Below are 16,047 nucleotides of genomic sequence, written 5' to 3' on the forward strand. Positions count from 1 at the left end.
CCCCGCCCCCCCCCCCCCCCACCCCCCCCGGGGGGGGGGCGGGCCCCCCCCCCCACTTCTCGTGTGTCCTCAGTGGACTGCCGCGGCCTTTCGTTCGCCGAGGTGGCGGGCGGCGGTCAGTGCCGCCAGTGAGAGCAGGCCGAGCAGGTCCAGGTCTTCTGGTTGCTGTTCCCGGAACTGGACGACGTCGCGGTCGCTGACCTGGTGCGGCGCCAGCGCGGTGAGCAGGGCGAGCCGGGCGGAGGGAACGGACTTCCGGCCGAGAGGCCGCAGGTGTTCGTCCACCCAGGCCGCGCTGACGCCCTGGGGCTCGCCGAGCCGGCTCGTGACCACGGTGTCGAGCGTGTGGTGTGTCTCGTCGGGGACATGAGCGGCCGCCGCGGCCGTTTCGGTTGCCAGGGCGGAGAAAGCGGAGGCGATCGCGGGCGAGCCGGCCGCCCAGCCGAAGCCCTCCGGCGGCGCGGTGCCGGAGCGCAGACCGGTGGCGCGACCGGCCTCGTTCCGCGCGTTGACCTTGCCCGCCATCATCTTGCCCGCGACGCGCCGGGCGATGGCCTTGGCCCTCGGGGGACCGGGCAGGAACGTGCCGTCGAGCAGGACGTTGATGACCCGGTTGAGGAAGTGGAAGTACACCAGGACACCCACGTACTCGGGTGTGTGAGCGGCGGGGAACGGTGGTCGTGCCGGCATCTCGGCCCAGGTGGCGAACGGCCGCAGGTTCGCGTCGAGTTCACCGCCGCTGCCGCCGGACAACAGTTGCGTGGCGAAGGATCCCGCGCCGCCGCCGTAGAGCATGATCGCGTGGGCGTCGACGCAGTAGGTGCACTGGTTGAGCCGGGACACGGTCGCGGCGACCGCCTCCTTGCTGACGCGGGACGCCGCCCCCGCCAGCAGAGGTTCGCGGAACGCCGCCCAGGACGCGGCGAGCAGTTCCGGCGCGGCGGAGAACATCGTCACGGCCTCGACGAGCCGGCCGACCTCCTTCGTGGACTGCGTGTAGACCTCGCGAACCAGGCCGGTGGCCCGCTTCGCCGGGACGACGTCGACGTGTTTGACGATTCCGGACATGGCGGCCTCACCGGAAGTAGTTCTGGACGCGCTGACGGAAAACTTCGTACGCGGGCACGGCGCCGTCCTCGGGGAGGTTCTCGATCTCCTTCGCGGCGATTTCCGAACAATCCGCCGCGCTGCGCCCGCAGAACACCTGGGCGGCCATTTCGCTGTGCGGCGTGACGAGATCTGCGACCACCCGGGCGCGCATCGCGAAAACCGCGCCCTGGGCAACCTCCGGCAGGAAGGCACCGGCTCCCTCGACCAGTTTCCCGAGTTCCTGCTCGGTGACTCCGCCCGCATAGGAGGCGGCCAGTCCGGCGCCGCTGAGCAGGTCCGCGCGTCTGTCTGGAGGAAATCGTCTGATGCTGTGGAGGAGCCGGTCGACGTCGCCGCCGTGGACGAACCACATCGCGCGTCCGATGCCGTGGTCGATCACCCGGTTCGTGTACGCGGCAGGCCCCGGCCACGGGAGACGTCCGGGAACCCGGTGGTTCTCGACCCACGACACGTGGTCGAAGTAGGCGAGGTGGAAACCGTAGCCATCCATGATCAACCAGCTGAGCGACGGGTGGTCGGCGAGCTTGCGCGCGTCGGGAAGGGCCCGTGACCAGAGCATTCGCGGCAGTCTGGCCAGGGCGAACCCCACACCGATGTAGGCCATGAAGATGTGCTTCGACGCCGGCGCCGAGGTGAAGTCGGGCCCGGCGAGGAACTGCTCGACGTTGCTGCGGCCGGGCAGCGGGGTGAGGGCGTCTCGGATCGCCAGCGCCATCGTGGCACCCTCGTAGGCGAACCCGCGGTATTCCCGGGACAACGCGTCGAGGCGCACGATTATCGCGTCGTGGTCTTTGTGCTCGATGCCGAACTCAAACCCGAAAACGAGCTGGAGAGCGCTCAATTCGAGCTGAGCGCGTGCGGGGGTGTCGACGGCGAACCCGCGCTGGTCGAAGAGGACGTCCGAAGCGTCCGGGGTGATAAAACGTTTGCGAATCAGTCCCGAAGTCGTCATTTCCGGTGGGACCTCCTCTTGAAAAGGCGATTATCCACCGTTCAATGCTGGCACACCGCCCGCTGGGGCGCTTCTCTCACGTTGCTCCCGATTATCGGAAATCATCGGACAACGGCAATGTGCGGTATCCGAAGAATTCTACGAACCGGTCGGAGACTTCGCGAGAGCCGTCGCGCGGACGGCCGCGGCCATGCTCGCCCAGGCGGTGAGCCCGATCAGCGCGGTGTCGTCCGCGCGGACGTTCCCGATCACGTCGTCGTCCACCTGGTACGGCGCGAACGCGGTCAGCAGCGCCAGCCTGGCCGCCGCCCGGTCGCCCGGTCCGACGCGGTCGGCCGCATCCCACACCCAGGCCCGGCTCGGGCCCTTCGGCTTTCCGTCCCACGTGGACAGCTCGGCGGCGAGCAGACCCCTGACGGCGGAGGGGATCTCCGCCGCGTCGAACACGGCTTTCGCACGAGCGAGGGCGTTCGCGACGTCCGGGCTGCTCGCCGCCCACGCGAGTTCTTGGGGCAGCGGTGCTTCCGGCAGCGGGTTGCGGCCGGGTGGTGCGGCACCGGCGGCCGCGATGAGGCCGGTGAGCATTCCCGTGACCGGTCCGAGCAGCCATTTCGGCGCGTACGGCGGCATCGGCCGTTCGGTGAGGAAGATGCTCACCATCCGGTTGAAGTACTGGAGCGTCGTCGCGACGCCGAGCGCCTCCGGCAGTTCGTCGGCGCCGAAGCGTCCGGCGTCCGCGAGATCCACCGTCGTGCCGCCGAACTTGGCCATCGTTCCGGTGTGGACGGTGACGCAGTAGGGGCACCTGTTCGCCTCGGACACCGCCGCCGCGACAGCCTCCTTGGTGCCGCGGTCGAGCAGACTTGGTGCGAGCACGATCTCCCGCAACATCACCCAGGACGCCCGCAGCACCCCGGGCGCCGCCGCGTGCAGCACGACAGGGGGCGCCAGCACGCCGAACTCCCGCTCCACCGCGCGATAGACCTGCAGGACCTCGGGCCCGGCCTGGCGGAACGAGACCGGCGTGACGTGGCGGACCTGGGCGAGGGAGAGGCCACGCAGAGCCGTGCGGAGCAGAGAGCGAGCCATCCGAGCCCCTAAAGGTTGCATGATGCTACTCACTGGAAACGCTACGGTACGTCGGTTCGATCACGCAACTGACGGTTTACCATGGGGAATGCTCGGACGAACGTACGACGACCAGGTCTGCTCAGCCGCCCGCGCCCTGGAGGTGGTGGGCGAGCGGTGGACGTTGCTGATCGTGCGGGACGTGCTGCTGGGCATCGTGCGCTTCGACGGCCTGCTGACGAGTCTGGGCATCGCGCGCAACGTGCTCAGCGACCGCCTCACCGGGCTGGTGGAGCAAGGTGTGCTGGAACGCGTTGCCTACCAACAACATCCGCCCCGCTATGATTACCACCCGACCCCGGCCGGCCGCGAGCTCGCGGTCGTCGTGGTCGCGTTGATGCAGTGGGGCGACCGGAACGTGCCGTCGCCGGAGGGGCCGCCGCGCACCGCGCTGCACGCCACCTGCGGGAGTGAGCTGGTCGCGTGCCTGGTGTGCCCGGACTGCGGCGAGCCGGCCCGTGCCGGTGAGGTGGCGATGAGGTCGAACCGCTCTTGACCGGCCGCTAGCGAGGCACTACCGCCGAGCCGTCCCTCGACTCGAAGCCGCGTGAGTACTCGGTGGCGAACTCATCGCCCAGTCGCTGACGCACCCCGGCCTCCACCCTGTCCCGATCCGCCCGCTCCGAGGGCGGCAGCGTGGCCCCGACCGAGCGCCGGGCCGCCGCAGCCGCGCCGAGCAGCCGAGCCGCCTCGGCCGGCAGCGAGTCGGCCAGGCACGCCCCGGCCAGGCCCTCCATCGCCACGGCCACCGCGCGCTGGTCGCCCAGTGCGCGGGCGACGGTGAGCCCTTCCAGATGCCGCGCCCTGGCCGTCTCGGCGTCGCCGCGTTGCTCGGCGACGAAACCGAGTTCTGTGAGGATGAGCCACAACCCGATCCCCGGCTCCCAGTCCCATTCCAGCACTGTGCGCAGGTGGTTCTCGGCGGTGTCGAGGTCTCCCGCGCGCCGGGCGATGACGCCCAGGTTGATCTCGGCGAAGATCTGGCCCGGCTTGTAGCTCTGCTCGCGGGAAAGCCGCAGGGCGCGTTCGTTCAGTTCGCGGGCGTGGGCGTGGTCGCCGCGCAGCATCGAGGCGCGGCCGAGCCAGCTCAGGCGGTCCGCGGCCTGCGGCCACAGGCGCAGTTCCTCCGCCATGCGCAGGCCGTCGCGGTGCAGGCGGGTCGCCTCCTCGTAGTCGCCCTCGATCTCGGCCAGGCCACCCAGGGCCTCGGTCGCGCGCAGCTGGCCCCACTGGTCGCCGAGCTCCCGGAACAGCGCGAGGCTCTGCGAACCGTTGCGCCGCAGGGACTCCAGATCACCTCTCGTGTGCGCGCGGATCGCTTGCAGGCTCAGCGTCGCCGCGACGCCCCAGCGGTCGCCGAGCGCCTCGAACGTCTCCTGCGCGCGGTTCACCAGGTCCTCGCTGGTGGACTGGGCACCGAAGTCCGACTCGACCAGACCGAGGAAGAACTGGGCGAACGCCTTGCCGTGCGGGTCGTCCAGCGAGTCGAACGCGGCGAGCGCGGCGTCTCGTGCGGCCGCTCGGTCCGCCACGTCGCTGCCGAGGAACGTGATGCCCGCGTGCCACGCCGTGGCCCGGGCTCGCGCGGCCGTGCGCGTGGTGTCCAGGGTCAGGGCGGCGGACAGGGCCCTGCGTGCCTCGGACAGCCGGCCCCGCAGGTACCAGTACCAGGCCAGCGCGTTGACCAGCCGCACCGCGTCGGGGCCGGAAGCGGTGTCGAGTGCGGTGCGCAGGTTCGCGGACTCGGCGTCGAGGCGTTCGAGCCACAGTCGTTGTGCGGGCCCTCGCAGGTGTGGTTCGGCGGTCTCGGCCAGCTTCGTGTAGTAGCGCCGGTGAGCGTCTTGCACGGCTTCGGTCTCGCCCGCCTCGGCCAGCCGTTCGCGGCAGTAGGCGGCGACCGACTCGAGCAGCCGGTAGCGGGTGCCGTCCGGCGTGTCGACGACGGTGACCAGCGATCGGTCCACCAGTCCCGCGACCGTGTCCAGCACGTCGGCCGCCACCGCCACCCCGCCCGCGCACACCGCCTCGGCCGCGGCCAGCGTGCAGCCGTCCGAGTGCGCGGCGAGCCGGCGCAGCACCGCCCGTTCGACCTCGGTCAGCGGCTCCCAGCTCCAGTCGATCATCGCCCGCAACGTCTGCTGGCGCGGCGGCGCGTCGCGGTACCCGGCGGCGAGCAGGCGGAACCTGTCGTCCAGCCTGGCCAGCAGTTCGCGCAGCCCCAGCGACCGCGCCCTGGTAGCCGCGAGCTCCAGCGCGAGCGGCACCCCGTCGAGCCGCGTGCACAACTCGGCGACGGCGCCGGCGTTGCTCGCGTCCAGCGCGAACGAGGGCGCCGACCGGGCGACGAACAGCCGCACCGCGCTCGACCGCTCCACGACGTCCGGTGACGTGCCGGGCGGCGGCAGGTCGAGCGGCGCGACCGTCCACACCGACTCGCCCGCGATGCGCAGGGGTTTCTGGCTGGTCGTGAGCACCCGCAGGCCCGGCGCGGCGGCGAGCAGCCGTTCGGTGAGCGCCGCGACCTCGGTGAGGAGGTGCTCGCAGTTGTCCAGCACCAGCAACATCCGCCGTTCCCGCAGGGCGTCGGAGAGGACGTCGGCGTTCGGCACGTCCCTGATGCCGAGACCCGCCATCACCGCGCTCGCGAGCAGACCGCCCTCGGAGATCGTCGCGAGTTCGACGAGCCAGGCACCGTCCGGATACCGCTCGGCCGTGCGGGTGGCCACCTCCACCGCGAGGCGGGTCTTGCCGACACCACCTGATCCGGTGAGCGTGACGAGTCGCGACGACCCGAGCAGCGCGCAGACGCCCGCCGAGTCCTCCTCCCGGCCGATCAGCTCGGTGAGCGGCACCGGCAGGGAGGTGCGGCGCCGGCCAAGAGGTTCGAGCGACGGGTCGTGGCGCAGGATCGACCTGTGCAGTTCGGCCAGCTGCTCACCGGGGTCGAGCCCCTGCTCGTCGCGCAGCAGTGCCCGCACCTCGCGGAACGACGCCAGCGCCTCACTCTGCCGCCCGGCCCGGTACAGGGCCAGCATGTGCAGCGCCCGCAGCCGTTCGCGCAGGGGATGGGCCGCGACGAGATCGCCGATCCGGCCGAGCAGCGCGGCGTGGTCGCCCAGGTCCAGCAGGGCCTGCCCGAGTTCCTCGGCGGCCACCAGCCGGTCCTCCTCCAGCCGGGCGATCTCGGCGCGGGCGAACGCCTCCCCGGCGAACTCCGCGAACGCCGCGCCACGCCACAGCTCCAGCGCGTCGGTCAGCAGCCGGGCCCGCTCGTCCGGGTCGGCGCTGGTGCGCGCGGCGGCGGTGAGGGCGGCGAACCTGTCGGCGTCCACGGCGTCCGCGCCGGCCCGAATGACGTATCCGGGGCGTTGCGAGGCGACGAGGTCCCGCGCGCCCGGTTCACCGGCGTCCAGCGCCTGGCGCAGCTTGGAGATCTTCGTCTGCAACGCGCCCGTCGGGTTCACCGGCAGGTCGTCGCCCCACAGGTCCTCGATCAACGCGGTCGCGGACACCGGGCGGTTGCGGTGGGCCAGCAGGTTCGCGAGGAGCGCCCGCACCTTCGACTCGGGGATCTCGACCGGGCGGCCGTCGGCGGTTCGGACGGCGAGCGGCCCGAGCACCGCGAACAACATGCGCACACGATACCGGCCGAAAGGATTCCGACAGTGCGGACGCGCAGGGTGAGCCGGATCGATGAGTTCGGGTGCCGCTCGAGGCACCACACGGAAGGACAAGTTCCATGGAATCGACCGATCCGGCCGAGAACACCACGCGGGCGGGACGGCGGGAGTGGATCGGCCTCGCGGTGCTGGCCCTGCCGACGCTGCTGCTGTCGCTCGACCTGAGCGTGCTGTTCCTCGCACAACCCCAGCTGAGCGCCGACCTGAACCCGTCGGCCACCGAGCAGCTCTGGATCATGGACATCTACGCGTTCATGATCGCGGGCTTCCTCGTCACGATGGGCACCCTCGGCGACCGCATCGGCCGCCGCAAGCTGATGCTGTTCGGCTCCGCCGCGTTCGCCGTGGCGTCCGTGCTCGCCGCGTACTCGACGACCCCGGAGATGCTGATCGCCGCGCGCGCACTGCTCGGCATCGCGGGCGCGACCCTGATGCCGTCGACCCTCGCGCTGATCATGACGATGTTCACCGACGCCAAGCAGCGCGGCTTCGCGATCGGCGTGTGGCTGAGCTCGTTCATGGGCGGCATGGCCATCGGCCCGGTGATCGGTGGCGTGCTGCTCGGCTGGTTCTGGTGGGGTTCGGTGTTCCTGATGGCCGTGCCGGTGATGGTGCTGCTGCTGATCACCGCGCCCGTCCTGCTGCCGGAGATGCGCGACCCGGACGCCGGCCGCATCGACCTGCTCAGCGTGGTGCTGTCGCTGTTCGCGATCCTGCCGGTCGTCTACGGCCTGAAGGAGATCGCCCAGCACGGCTTCGGCGCGTTCGCGGGTGGCTCGATCCTCGCCGGCATCGTGTTCGGTGTGCTGTTCGTGCTGCGCCAGCGGACGCTCGACAGCCCGTTGCTCGACCTGAAGCTGTTCCGCAGCAGGACGTTGAGCGGCGCACTGGTCATCATGCTGCTCACCTCGGCGACGATCTCGTCCAGCATCATGCTGTTCAGCCTCTACCTGCAGACCGTGCGCGGGTACTCGGCCGTCGAGTCCGGCCTGTGGCTGATCCCGGCCGCCACCGCCCTGATCGTCACGTCGCTGGTGGCACCGAAGTTCGCGCAGAAGATCCGCCCGGCCTACGTGGCGGCCGCCGGCCTCCTCGTAGCGGCCGTGGGCCTCGCGATCGTGTCCCAGGCCGGTCCCGCCACGAGTCTCTTGGTGGTGCTGCTCGGCTTCGTCCTGGTGCAGGCGGGCGTGGGCCCGATGGGATCGCTCGGCACGGAGATGGTCGTCGGTTCGGCACCCGAGGAGCGCGCGGGTTCCGCGGCCTCGGTCTCGGAGACGAGCACCGAACTCGGCGTGGCCATCGGCGTCGCGACCTACGGCACGATCGCCGCGGCGGTCTACCAGAACGTCGTCGCGGTGCCGCCGGGCGTTCCGGCCGAGGCCGCCGCTGCTGCCCGGGAGACGATCAGCGGTGCCGTCGCGGCGGCTGAGGGACTGGCCACCGACACGGGCGCGGCCCTGCTGGATTCCGCGCGTGCCGCGTTCACGAGCGGCGTCAACACCGCTGCCGGTGTCGCCGCGGTGATCCTGGTGGTGCTGTCCGGGCTCACCGTGGCGCTGCTGCGGCACGTCGGCAAGACCGGCGAAGAGCCACCGGCCCCGGCCGACGCGGGTGTTCCCGTGGCGGCGGAACGGGAAGTCCGGTGAACCGGTCGCGCCGGGACCAGTGGTGACCGATCCCCGATCGTCTGGTTCCGGCGCGACCACCCCCCACGGGTGAGCCCGGCATCGTGCCCCCCGCGATGCCGGGCTCACTCGCGCTTGCGGTGGTGACACGCCCCCCGCGCACGAAGAAGGGCCGGGGAGTCCCCGGCCCTTCTTCGTCACCGCCGAGTCAGGCCGGCAGCCCCGCGAACTGCCCCGCCTCCCGCCCGGCCCCCGCCGGCCCGCGGTAGGCCTGCGCGATCTCCAGCCACCCGTGTGCCTCGTCGCCTTCGGCCACCACCGCGAGATCCGCGTGGTGCCGCCGCCGAGCCACGAGCAGGCAGAAGTCGAGCGCGGGCCCGGAGATCCGCTGCGTGGCGTCCTCCGGGCCGAACGTCCACAGTTGCCCGGCCGGTCCGGTCAGCTCGAACCGGAACGGCTTCTCCGGCGGAGTGAGGCCACGCGCGAGGTAGCCGAACGTCATGGTGTGGAAGCCGAACCCGCACAGGTGCTTCAGGCGGTCCGTCGGCTCGCGGCGGATGCCCAGCGCGTCGGCGATGTCCTGGCCGTGCGCGAAGAGCTCCATCATGCCGCCGGCCGCGAGCACCGGCGCGGGCAGCGGGTTCACGAGCCACGGCACGAGTTGCCCGTCGGGCACGGACGACAGCGCGCTGCCCGCGGCCTGACGTTCGGCCCGCCACGTTTCGAGCAGCTTGCGGGGGCCGAGCGAGAGGAAGGGTGCCAGCGCGCCCGCGACGGCCGCGTCGAAGTCGGCGCCGATGCCCGACACCAGGGTGGCGAAGGCGGCTGGGTCGGAGGCGGCGAGGCCCGCCATGCGGGTGGTCGAGGTGAGGTGGGCGATCTGGTGCGCGATCGTCCAGCCGGAGGCGGGGGTCGGCAGCGCCCATCCGGTCTCGGGGAGCGAGGCGACCATGCGGTCCACCTCCTCGCCCTCGGCTTTCAGTGCGAGGAACACGTTGTCTTCGGTCACGCTTCTGTCCTCCTGGGGCCGGGCTACACGATGTGGACGTCGGGCACGTAACGGATCCACCGGCCGCCGGACTCGCGGAACCCGATCTCCTTGGCCAGGATCTCGTCGGCGTGGTTCCACGCGAACAGCACCGCGTAGTCCGGGTACGGGTCGGCGAAGGCGTCCGGCGGTCGCACGGGGATGTGCGAGCCGGGGGTGAGGCGGCCCTGCTTGGTGACGCTGGTGTCGCTGATGAACGGCACGAGGTCCGGCCCGATGCCGCAGAAGTTCAGCACTGTCGCGCTCTTCGCGGTCGCGCCGTAGCCGGCGACCGTCTTGCCCTCCGCGCGCAACGACCGCAGCAGCTCCACCAGGTCGGTCCGGATCCGTGCGACGTTCGAGGCGAACCGGGCGAGCGTCTCCGCCGAGGTGAGGCCGGACAGCTCCTCCTCGGCGGCGAGTGCGGTGACGGCTGGTGACACGGGGCGGGTTCCTTTGCGCGCCAACGTGTAGCGCAGCTCGCCGCCGTGCACGGTCAGCCGTTCGGCGTCGACCAGCTCCAGGCCGTGCAGCAACGCCATGTGCTGCACCGACCGCACGGTGAAGAAGAAGAAGTGCTCGTCGTAGATCTGGTCGAACGAGTTGCGCTCGACGATGTCCGCGAAGTAGGGGTCTTCGAAGACGAAGATGCCGCCGGGGGAGAGCAGGGTGGCGACCCCGCGCAGGATCGAGCCGATGTAGGGGATGTGGCACAACGTGTTCGCGGCGAACACGACGTCGGCCGGGCCGTGCTCCGCGAGGATCTCGGCGGCGGTCGGCTCGTCGAAGAACGTGTTGCGCACCTGCACGCCCTTGGCGGCGGCGAGCTGGGCCACCCCGCCGGACGGCTCGACGCCGAGGTGGTGGATGCCCTCCGCGGCGAAGGACTCGAGCATCACGCCGTCGTTGCAGCCGATCTCCACGACGAACGGCGCCGGCCCGGTGAGGTCCTGCCGCAACCGGGCGGCCAGCGTCGCGAAGTGCTCGCGCATGAACTGCGAGCCCGACGACAGGTACGGGTAGTCGTGGTGGAACATCCTGTCACGGGGAACCTCGGACATCAGCTGCACCATCGTGCACGACCCGCACACCCCGACGGCGAGCCGGAAGCGGAAGTCTCCGGCCGGATCGCCCGGCGGCAGGAAGGCGTCGGACAGCGGCTGCGAACCGAAGTCGGCGAACTCCCGCACGACACCGGCGCACACGTGGCAGACGGAGTTCTTTCGACCGGTGTCCATCACGCCCCCGCTCGTTGCTGCTCGACGAGCCGCGTCAGCACCGGCACGAGCTCACCCGGACTCGGTGCGGCCGCCGCGTCGAGCCGCAGCCGGTGCGCCCCTTCAGCGAACGACGGCTCCGTGATCACCCGCATGACCCGCTTGCGCATGGTGTCGATCGAGTGCCTGGCGAAGTCGAGCGTGAGCCCGGCGCCCTGCTCGACGACCCACGCCGCGGTGTCCGACGACTCGATGTCCTTGGCCGCCAAAGCCCATTCGGTACCGGTCTCGCTCTCGGTGAGCAGTCCCTCGTCACCTCCGGAGTCCAGGATCAGCTGCGGCACCCGCAGACCGGCCGCCGCCGAGAACGTGCCGACGCCGCCGTGGTGGATCAACGCCGCGCACGTCGGCAGAAGCTGGTTGAGCGGTACGTAGTCGACGACCCGCACGTTGTCCGGCACCGTGCGCACCCCGGCGAGCTGCGTCTCGTTCAACGTCGCCACGACATCCACGTCCACTTCGGACACCATTTCGAGCAGTCCGGGGACGTGGTCCCAGCCGCCCTTCATGACCAGCCGCCGCGACTGGCCGAGCGACAGCCCGACGCGTGGCCGGTCCTGGGGCGCGTACAGCCAGTCCGGTACGGCGGTCTGGCCGGAGTACGGGATCCAGCGCATCGGCACGGTCCTGGTGGCCACGGGCAGCCGCATGCCGGCGGGCAGCGGGTCGATGGTCCACTGGCCGAGCAGCAGATCGCGGTCGACCTCGACGCCGTGCCGGTCGGCGGCCGGGCGCACGGTCTCGGCCAGCGGGTTCCAGTTCGTGCCGATCCGGTCGAGCGTCCACGCGAAGTAGTCGAGCCCCCAGTGCAACCGGGCGTGCGCCGCGCCGCTCACCCGCGCGCCGATCGCCCCGGCGGGGAAACACGCGTCCCACACCACGAGGTCCGGCTTCCACGCCCGGCAGAAGTCGACGAACTCGTCGACGACGGGATGAGTGTCGGACGAGGCGGCGCCGACCGGGTGGAAATCCCAGATGGGCGGCAGCATGAACTGGCAGAAGACGTCCCACAGGTTCTGCTCCGCCGCGGTGAACGGGCCGAGCGCGAGCCCCGTCTCATCGAGCTGCGCCCGTGTGGACGGCGGTGTCGGACGTCCCGGCCCCATCAGAGCCGGTGCGCTGTCGGCGGATCCGAGCGACACGGCGGTCAGTCCGACCGCGGCAACGGCGTCGGCGAGTGCCGGATGCGCGGCGACGCAGACCTCGTGCCCCGCGCTCTGCAGGGCCCAGGCGAGCGGCACCATCGGATTCAGATGCGACGGTGTTGGCCAGGGGGTGAACACGACTCGCATCGGCTGCTCCTCAGCGTGGGGAAAGCGAATGACGCAGACACGGCGACGGCCATCCTGAGTCGCGCGGAGCAGCATGCGCATCTCCGAAGTTGCGGAGCGTGAAACCCCTGGCACCCTGGGTTTCCGAGCCCGCAGCACAAGGCGTCGGCAGCGCAATCTGTGAGAAGGAAGTGCCGCTGTCCAAAGCTACGGTCAGCGGGCGCGCGCATCGGGTGGAATTCGCTGGTCGAGGAGGAAGTTCATGACGGATCAGCTCGCTCCGGTCACTGATCGCGCGCCTGCCGCGAAGCCTCGGACGACGCCGAGGCCCGTGTGGCGAAATCCTTGGTGGATGGCGTTGGTGGTGCTCGTGGTGGCATTCTTGGTCTACGCCTTACCGCCCTACTTCGACCTCGACCCGGCGAAGTCGCTGTCGCCGATCGTCGAGGGCTCGTCCATCCACTACCCCTTGCTGATCCTGCACATCGTCGCGGGCACGCTGGCTCTGCTCACCGCATGCCTGCAGATGTCGTCGTGGGTGCGGAGCAGACATCCGCGTCTGCACCGGACAAGCGGGATCATCTACATCTTCGGCGGCGCGCTCCCCGTCGCGGTGACGACGCCCGTCCTGCTCATGTTCTCCGGTGAGATCGCCGCGGGACCGGGCAGGGTCGGCAGGTTCGTGCTCGGCCTGCTGTTGCTGCTGAGCACGATCGTCGCCTACCGGATGGCGCGCCGGCACCGCTACGCCGACCACCGCCGGTACATGATCTACAGCTTCGCGCTGATCATGGACGGTGTCGGCACGCGGCTCGTGCTGTTCCTGCTCGGTGTCGTGCCGGTGTTCGGGGTGCAACTGCCCTGGACCGCGCAGATCGACCAGGGGCTGCTGTTCGAGATGGTCGGGTGGTGCGTGTGGGTGTTCAACCTGCTCGTGGCCCAGTGGTGGATCGAGCGGACCAAGCACCGGAAAGTCCTGCCCGCCAACGTGAAAGGCTGACCATGCGCCCCTTCCGGATCGACGTGCCCGACAGCCGGCTCGACGAGCTGCGCCGCCGGATCGCCGCCACCCGCTGGCCCGCCGCGATTCCCGGCACCGGCTGGGAACGCGGGGTGCCACCGGAGTACCTGCGCGAGCTCGCCAAGCACTGGTCCACCGACTTCGACTGGCGCGCGGTGGAGCGGCGGCTGAACTCCTACGACCAGTTCCTCACCGAGATCGACGGCGCGACGGTGCACTTCCTGCACGTCCGCTCTCCGGAACCGGACGCGCGTCCATTGCTGCTCACGCACGGCTGGCCGGGCTCGGTGATCGAGTTCCTGGACGTGATCGGCCCCCTGACCGACCCGCGCGCCCACGGCGGCGACCCGTCGCAGGCGTTCCACCTCGTCGTGCCCTCCCTGCCCGGCCACGGTTTCTCCGGCCCCGTCGAACAGCCGGGCTGGGACGTCCCGAGGATCGCGAAGGCGTGGGCGGAACTGATGGCCGGGCTGGAGTACGACGCGTACTTCGCTCAGGGTGGCGACTGGGGCTCGTTCATCTCGCTGGAACTGGCCAGGCGCGATCCGGAGCACGTGCGAGCCGTGCACGTGAACATGCTCGTCACGGTCCCGTCCGGTGATCCGGCAGAACTGGCCGGGCTGTCCGAACCGGACTTCGGGCGCCTGGGCGGGTTGCAACGGTTCGACCAGGAGCTGTCCGGCTACCTGAAGCTGATGTCGACCAGGCCGTTGACCGTCTCCTTCGGACTGAACGACTCCCCGGCCGGCCTGCTGGCGTGGATCGTGGAGAAGTTCAAGGACTGGACGGACCCGGCGGCGGAGTTGCCGGAGGACGCGGTGAACCGGGACGCGCTGCTCGCCAACGTGACGCTGTACTGGCTGACCGAGACCGCCGCGTCGTCCGCGCAGCTGTACTACGAGGCGGGCCCGCAGCTCGGGGCGATCTTCACGCCGGGCGTGCGGCCGGAACCCGTGCCCGTGCCGCTGGGCGTGAGCGTGTTCGGTGGAGACGTCGTCGCACCCGTCCGATCACTCGCCGAGGCCGACTACCCCGCGATCACCTCGTGGTCGGAGGTGCCGCAGGGTGGGCACTTCGCCGCCATGGAGGAGCCCGAGGCGTTCGTCGGCGAGGTAAGGAAGTTCTTCGGTGCGGTCTGACCTGCGCGGCCGCACGGCTCTGGTCACCGGGGCGACGGGTTTCCTCGGCGCGCACCTCGCCGGGGAGCTCGTCGCCCGTGGTGCGACAGTGCTCTGCCCGTGCCGGTCGGGAGTGCTCGCCCTGCCTCCGCACGACCGTCTGCGGCCTGTCCGGCTCGACCTGCTCGACCGGACCGGCCTGGCACGGCTCGTGGCGGCCTGCGAGGTCGACCTGATCGTCCACAGCGCGGCCGTGGACGGCACGCCGGAGGACAAACGGCTGCGCGCGGGCACGATGATCGACGAGAACATGCGGATGGTGTCGAACGTCCTCGACAGCGCGCGGCGGGGCGGGGTCGCGGACACGGTGCTGGTGAGCTCCAGTGACATCTACGCGGGCTCCGTGCCGTGGCCGATCAAGGAGACGGAGGACCACCACACGGACATGCGGTACGCGCAGGACGGGTTCTACCTCTCCAAGGTGTACGCCGAGGTGCTGGCCGAGCAGTACGCCCAGGAGCACGGGATGCGCGTGCACCTGCCGAGACCGGCGAGCATCTACGGTCCCGGAGACGACTTCGGTCCGCGGTCGCTGCGGCTGATCCCACGGCTGATCTCCCAGGTGCACGCCGGGAAGGAGGTCGAGATCTGGGGGAGCGGCGAGCAGACCCGCACGTTCGTCTACGTCGCGGACGTCGTCCGCGCGGTGCTGGCGATGATCGAGCACCCGGTGCACCGAGTCGCGAACATCGGTACGGGAGAACAGATCTCGATACTGGCGCTCGCGCATCTCGTCGGGGAGGCGCTGGGCATGCCGGTGCGGATCAGGAGAGATCCGGGCAAGCCGGCGGGCCGGTCGAGCCGCGATCTGGACCTGAGCCGCATGCGGGAGATCGACGGCCGGCCTCCGGTGCCCCTGCTGGAAGGCCTGCGCCGCACCGTGGCGTGGTACCGGCGGTCAGTCGCGCAGCTCGCGGGCGATCTCCATGACGTACCGGCCGTATCGTGAGTTGCCGTACCGCCGGCCCGCCGCGAGGCACGCCTCGGTGTCGATGAAGCCCATGCGCAGCGCCACTTCTTCCAAGCACGCGATGCCGACGTCCTGGCGTTGCTCCAAGGTGCGGACGTACTGGCTCGCCTCCAGCAACGCCTCGGGCGTGCCGGTGTCGAGCCAGGCGAAGCCGCGGCCGAGGTCGACCATCTTCGCGAGACCGCGTTCCAGGTAGGCGCGGTTGACGTCGGTGATCTCCAGTTCGCCGCGCGCCGAGGGCCGCACGCGTCGCGCGATGTCGACGACGTCGTTGTCGTAGAAGTAGAGGCCGGTGACGGCGAGGTCCGACCTCGGCCGCGCCGGCTTCTCCTCGAGCGACAGCAGGCGGCCCGTGTCGTCCAGCTCGCCGACGCCGTACCGTTCCGGATCGCTCACCCGGTAGCCGAACAACACGCAACCCTTGACCGCGGTGCTGTGCTTCTCCAGCACGCGCTGGAATCCGGGGCCGTGAAAGACGTTGTCGCCGAGCACCAGTGCGACCGAATCGTCGCCGATGTGCTCCTCGCCGATGAGAAATGCCTCGGCGAGCCCGTTCGGGTGTGGTTGTTCGGCGTAGTCGAGGTGGATGCCGAACTGGCTGCCGTCACCCAGCAACTGCCGGAACAGCGGCACGTCCCGGGGCAGCGAGATGATCAGGACCTCGCGGATCCCGCTCAGCATGAGCACGGACAACGGGTAGAAGATCATCGGCTTGTCACCGACCGGGAGCAGCTGCTTCGAGATCGCGGCGGTCATCGGGCCCAGCCGGGAACCGGTGCCGCCGGCGAGAATGATTCCCTTCACGGAA

General features: G+C 70.7%; 13 protein-coding genes. 5 read left to right on the forward strand and 8 right to left on the reverse strand.

What is annotated here, in order from left to right:
- Window positions 1-69: 69 nt before the first annotated feature.
- The 3 genes from SK571_RS44465 to SK571_RS44475 all read right to left on the reverse strand — a co-directional run bounded on the left by SK571_RS44465 (window position 70) and on the right by SK571_RS44475 (window position 3,151).
- Entirely contained in the window at window positions 70-1,068 is a 999-nt protein-coding gene (locus SK571_RS44465) for a carboxymuconolactone decarboxylase family protein (protein WP_319990138.1), read from the reverse strand.
- Between the two features lie 7 nt (window positions 1,069-1,075).
- Window positions 1,076-2,062, reverse strand: a complete 987-nt coding sequence (locus tag SK571_RS44470) for a DUF1702 family protein (protein WP_319990139.1) — start codon at window positions 2,060-2,062, stop codon at window positions 1,076-1,078.
- A 138-nt stretch (window positions 2,063-2,200) separates the two neighbouring features.
- Entirely contained in the window at window positions 2,201-3,151 is a 951-nt protein-coding gene (locus SK571_RS44475; protein ID WP_319990140.1) for a carboxymuconolactone decarboxylase family protein, read from the reverse strand.
- An 88-nt stretch (window positions 3,152-3,239) separates the two neighbouring features.
- On the opposite strand from SK571_RS44475, the gene SK571_RS44480 reads away from it, so the two are divergent.
- Window positions 3,240-3,686 carry a winged helix-turn-helix transcriptional regulator gene (locus SK571_RS44480; protein ID WP_319990141.1) on the forward strand — a complete coding sequence of 149 codons (447 nt, stop codon included), beginning with the start codon at window positions 3,240-3,242 and terminating at the stop codon, window positions 3,684-3,686.
- 7 nt (window positions 3,687-3,693) lie between these two features.
- Here the strand turns inward: SK571_RS44480 and SK571_RS44485 are convergent, their stop codons facing one another.
- Complete coding sequence (locus tag SK571_RS44485) at window positions 3,694-6,822, reverse strand: BTAD domain-containing putative transcriptional regulator (protein WP_319990142.1); 3,129 nt, start codon at window positions 6,820-6,822, stop codon at window positions 3,694-3,696.
- A gap of 107 nt (window positions 6,823-6,929) precedes the next feature.
- Between SK571_RS44485 and SK571_RS44490 the strand changes: the two genes are divergently transcribed.
- Window positions 6,930-8,516 carry an MFS transporter gene (locus SK571_RS44490; RefSeq protein WP_319990143.1) on the forward strand — a complete coding sequence of 529 codons (1,587 nt, stop codon included), beginning with the start codon at window positions 6,930-6,932 and terminating at the stop codon, window positions 8,514-8,516.
- A 187-nt stretch (window positions 8,517-8,703) separates the two neighbouring features.
- Here SK571_RS44490 and SK571_RS44495 read toward each other — a convergent pair whose 3' ends face one another.
- The 3 genes from SK571_RS44495 to SK571_RS44505 are packed head-to-tail and all read right to left on the reverse strand — an operon-like array spanning window position 8,704 to window position 12,091.
- Complete coding sequence (locus SK571_RS44495; protein ID WP_319990144.1) at window positions 8,704-9,504, reverse strand: TIGR03084 family metal-binding protein; 801 nt, start codon at window positions 9,502-9,504, stop codon at window positions 8,704-8,706.
- Between the two features lie 23 nt (window positions 9,505-9,527).
- Window positions 9,528-10,760, reverse strand: coding sequence for a class I SAM-dependent methyltransferase (locus SK571_RS44500; RefSeq protein WP_319990145.1), 1,233 nt, complete (start codon window positions 10,758-10,760; stop codon window positions 9,528-9,530).
- Complete coding sequence (locus SK571_RS44505; RefSeq protein WP_319990146.1) at window positions 10,760-12,091, reverse strand: nucleotide disphospho-sugar-binding domain-containing protein; 1,332 nt, start codon at window positions 12,089-12,091, stop codon at window positions 10,760-10,762. The genes SK571_RS44500 and SK571_RS44505 overlap by 1 nt, the downstream gene beginning before the upstream one ends.
- A 331-nt stretch (window positions 12,092-12,422) precedes the next feature.
- Here SK571_RS44505 and SK571_RS44510 point away from each other — a divergent pair, with 331 nt between their 5' ends.
- From SK571_RS44510 to SK571_RS44520, 3 genes are read left to right on the forward strand one after another with little or no spacing between them, the layout of a single operon-like run.
- The gene (locus SK571_RS44510) at window positions 12,423-13,070 is read left to right on the forward strand and encodes a DUF2306 domain-containing protein (protein WP_319990147.1); all 648 of its coding nucleotides are present in this window, start codon (window positions 12,423-12,425) and stop codon (window positions 13,068-13,070) included.
- Window positions 13,071-13,072: 2 nt separating this feature from the next.
- Window positions 13,073-14,230: an epoxide hydrolase family protein gene (locus tag SK571_RS44515; protein WP_319990148.1), complete on the forward strand. Its 1,158-nt coding sequence runs from the start codon at window positions 13,073-13,075 to the stop codon at window positions 14,228-14,230.
- A complete protein-coding gene (locus SK571_RS44520; RefSeq protein ID WP_319990149.1) occupies window positions 14,220-15,218 on the forward strand; it encodes an NAD-dependent epimerase/dehydratase family protein in 999 nt (332 codons plus the stop codon). Before SK571_RS44515 ends, SK571_RS44520 begins: the two co-directional genes overlap by 11 nt.
- On the opposite strand, the gene rfbA is transcribed toward SK571_RS44520, so the two are convergent.
- Window positions 15,168-16,043 (reverse strand): glucose-1-phosphate thymidylyltransferase RfbA, encoded by an 876-nt coding sequence (rfbA, locus tag SK571_RS44525; protein ID WP_319990150.1) that lies wholly within the window; start codon window positions 16,041-16,043, stop codon window positions 15,168-15,170. The genes SK571_RS44520 and rfbA overlap by 51 nt on opposite strands.
- Window positions 16,044-16,047: the final 4 nt, after the last annotated feature.

Origin of the sequence: Lentzea kristufekii (assembly GCF_033949925.1) — a bacterium.
In the GTDB taxonomy this organism is placed as follows: Bacteria; Actinomycetota; Actinomycetes; order Mycobacteriales; family Pseudonocardiaceae; genus Lentzea; species Lentzea kristufekii.

Excerpts from the sequence above, each read along its gene's own strand:
- SK571_RS44485 (WP_319990142.1), bottom strand. The coding sequence starts at position 6,822 with ATGTTGTTCGCGGTGCTCGGGCCGCTCGCCGTCCGAACCGCCGACGGC.
- SK571_RS44465 (WP_319990138.1), bottom strand. The coding sequence starts at position 1,068 with ATGTCCGGAATCGTCAAACACGTCGACGTCGTCCCGGCGAAGCGGGCC.
- SK571_RS44470 (WP_319990139.1), bottom strand. The coding sequence starts at position 2,062 with ATGACGACTTCGGGACTGATTCGCAAACGTTTTATCACCCCGGACGCT.
- SK571_RS44510 (WP_319990147.1), top strand. The coding sequence starts at position 12,423 with ATGGCGTTGGTGGTGCTCGTGGTGGCATTCTTGGTCTACGCCTTACCG.
- SK571_RS44505 (WP_319990146.1), bottom strand. The coding sequence starts at position 12,091 with ATGCGAGTCGTGTTCACCCCCTGGCCAACACCGTCGCATCTGAATCCG.
- SK571_RS44490 (WP_319990143.1), top strand. The coding sequence starts at position 6,930 with ATGGAATCGACCGATCCGGCCGAGAACACCACGCGGGCGGGACGGCGG.
- SK571_RS44480 (WP_319990141.1), top strand. The coding sequence starts at position 3,240 with ATGCTCGGACGAACGTACGACGACCAGGTCTGCTCAGCCGCCCGCGCC.
- SK571_RS44500 (WP_319990145.1), bottom strand. The coding sequence starts at position 10,760 with ATGGACACCGGTCGAAAGAACTCCGTCTGCCACGTGTGCGCCGGTGTC.
- SK571_RS44475 (WP_319990140.1), bottom strand. The coding sequence starts at position 3,151 with ATGGCTCGCTCTCTGCTCCGCACGGCTCTGCGTGGCCTCTCCCTCGCC.
- SK571_RS44515 (WP_319990148.1), top strand. The coding sequence starts at position 13,073 with ATGCGCCCCTTCCGGATCGACGTGCCCGACAGCCGGCTCGACGAGCTG.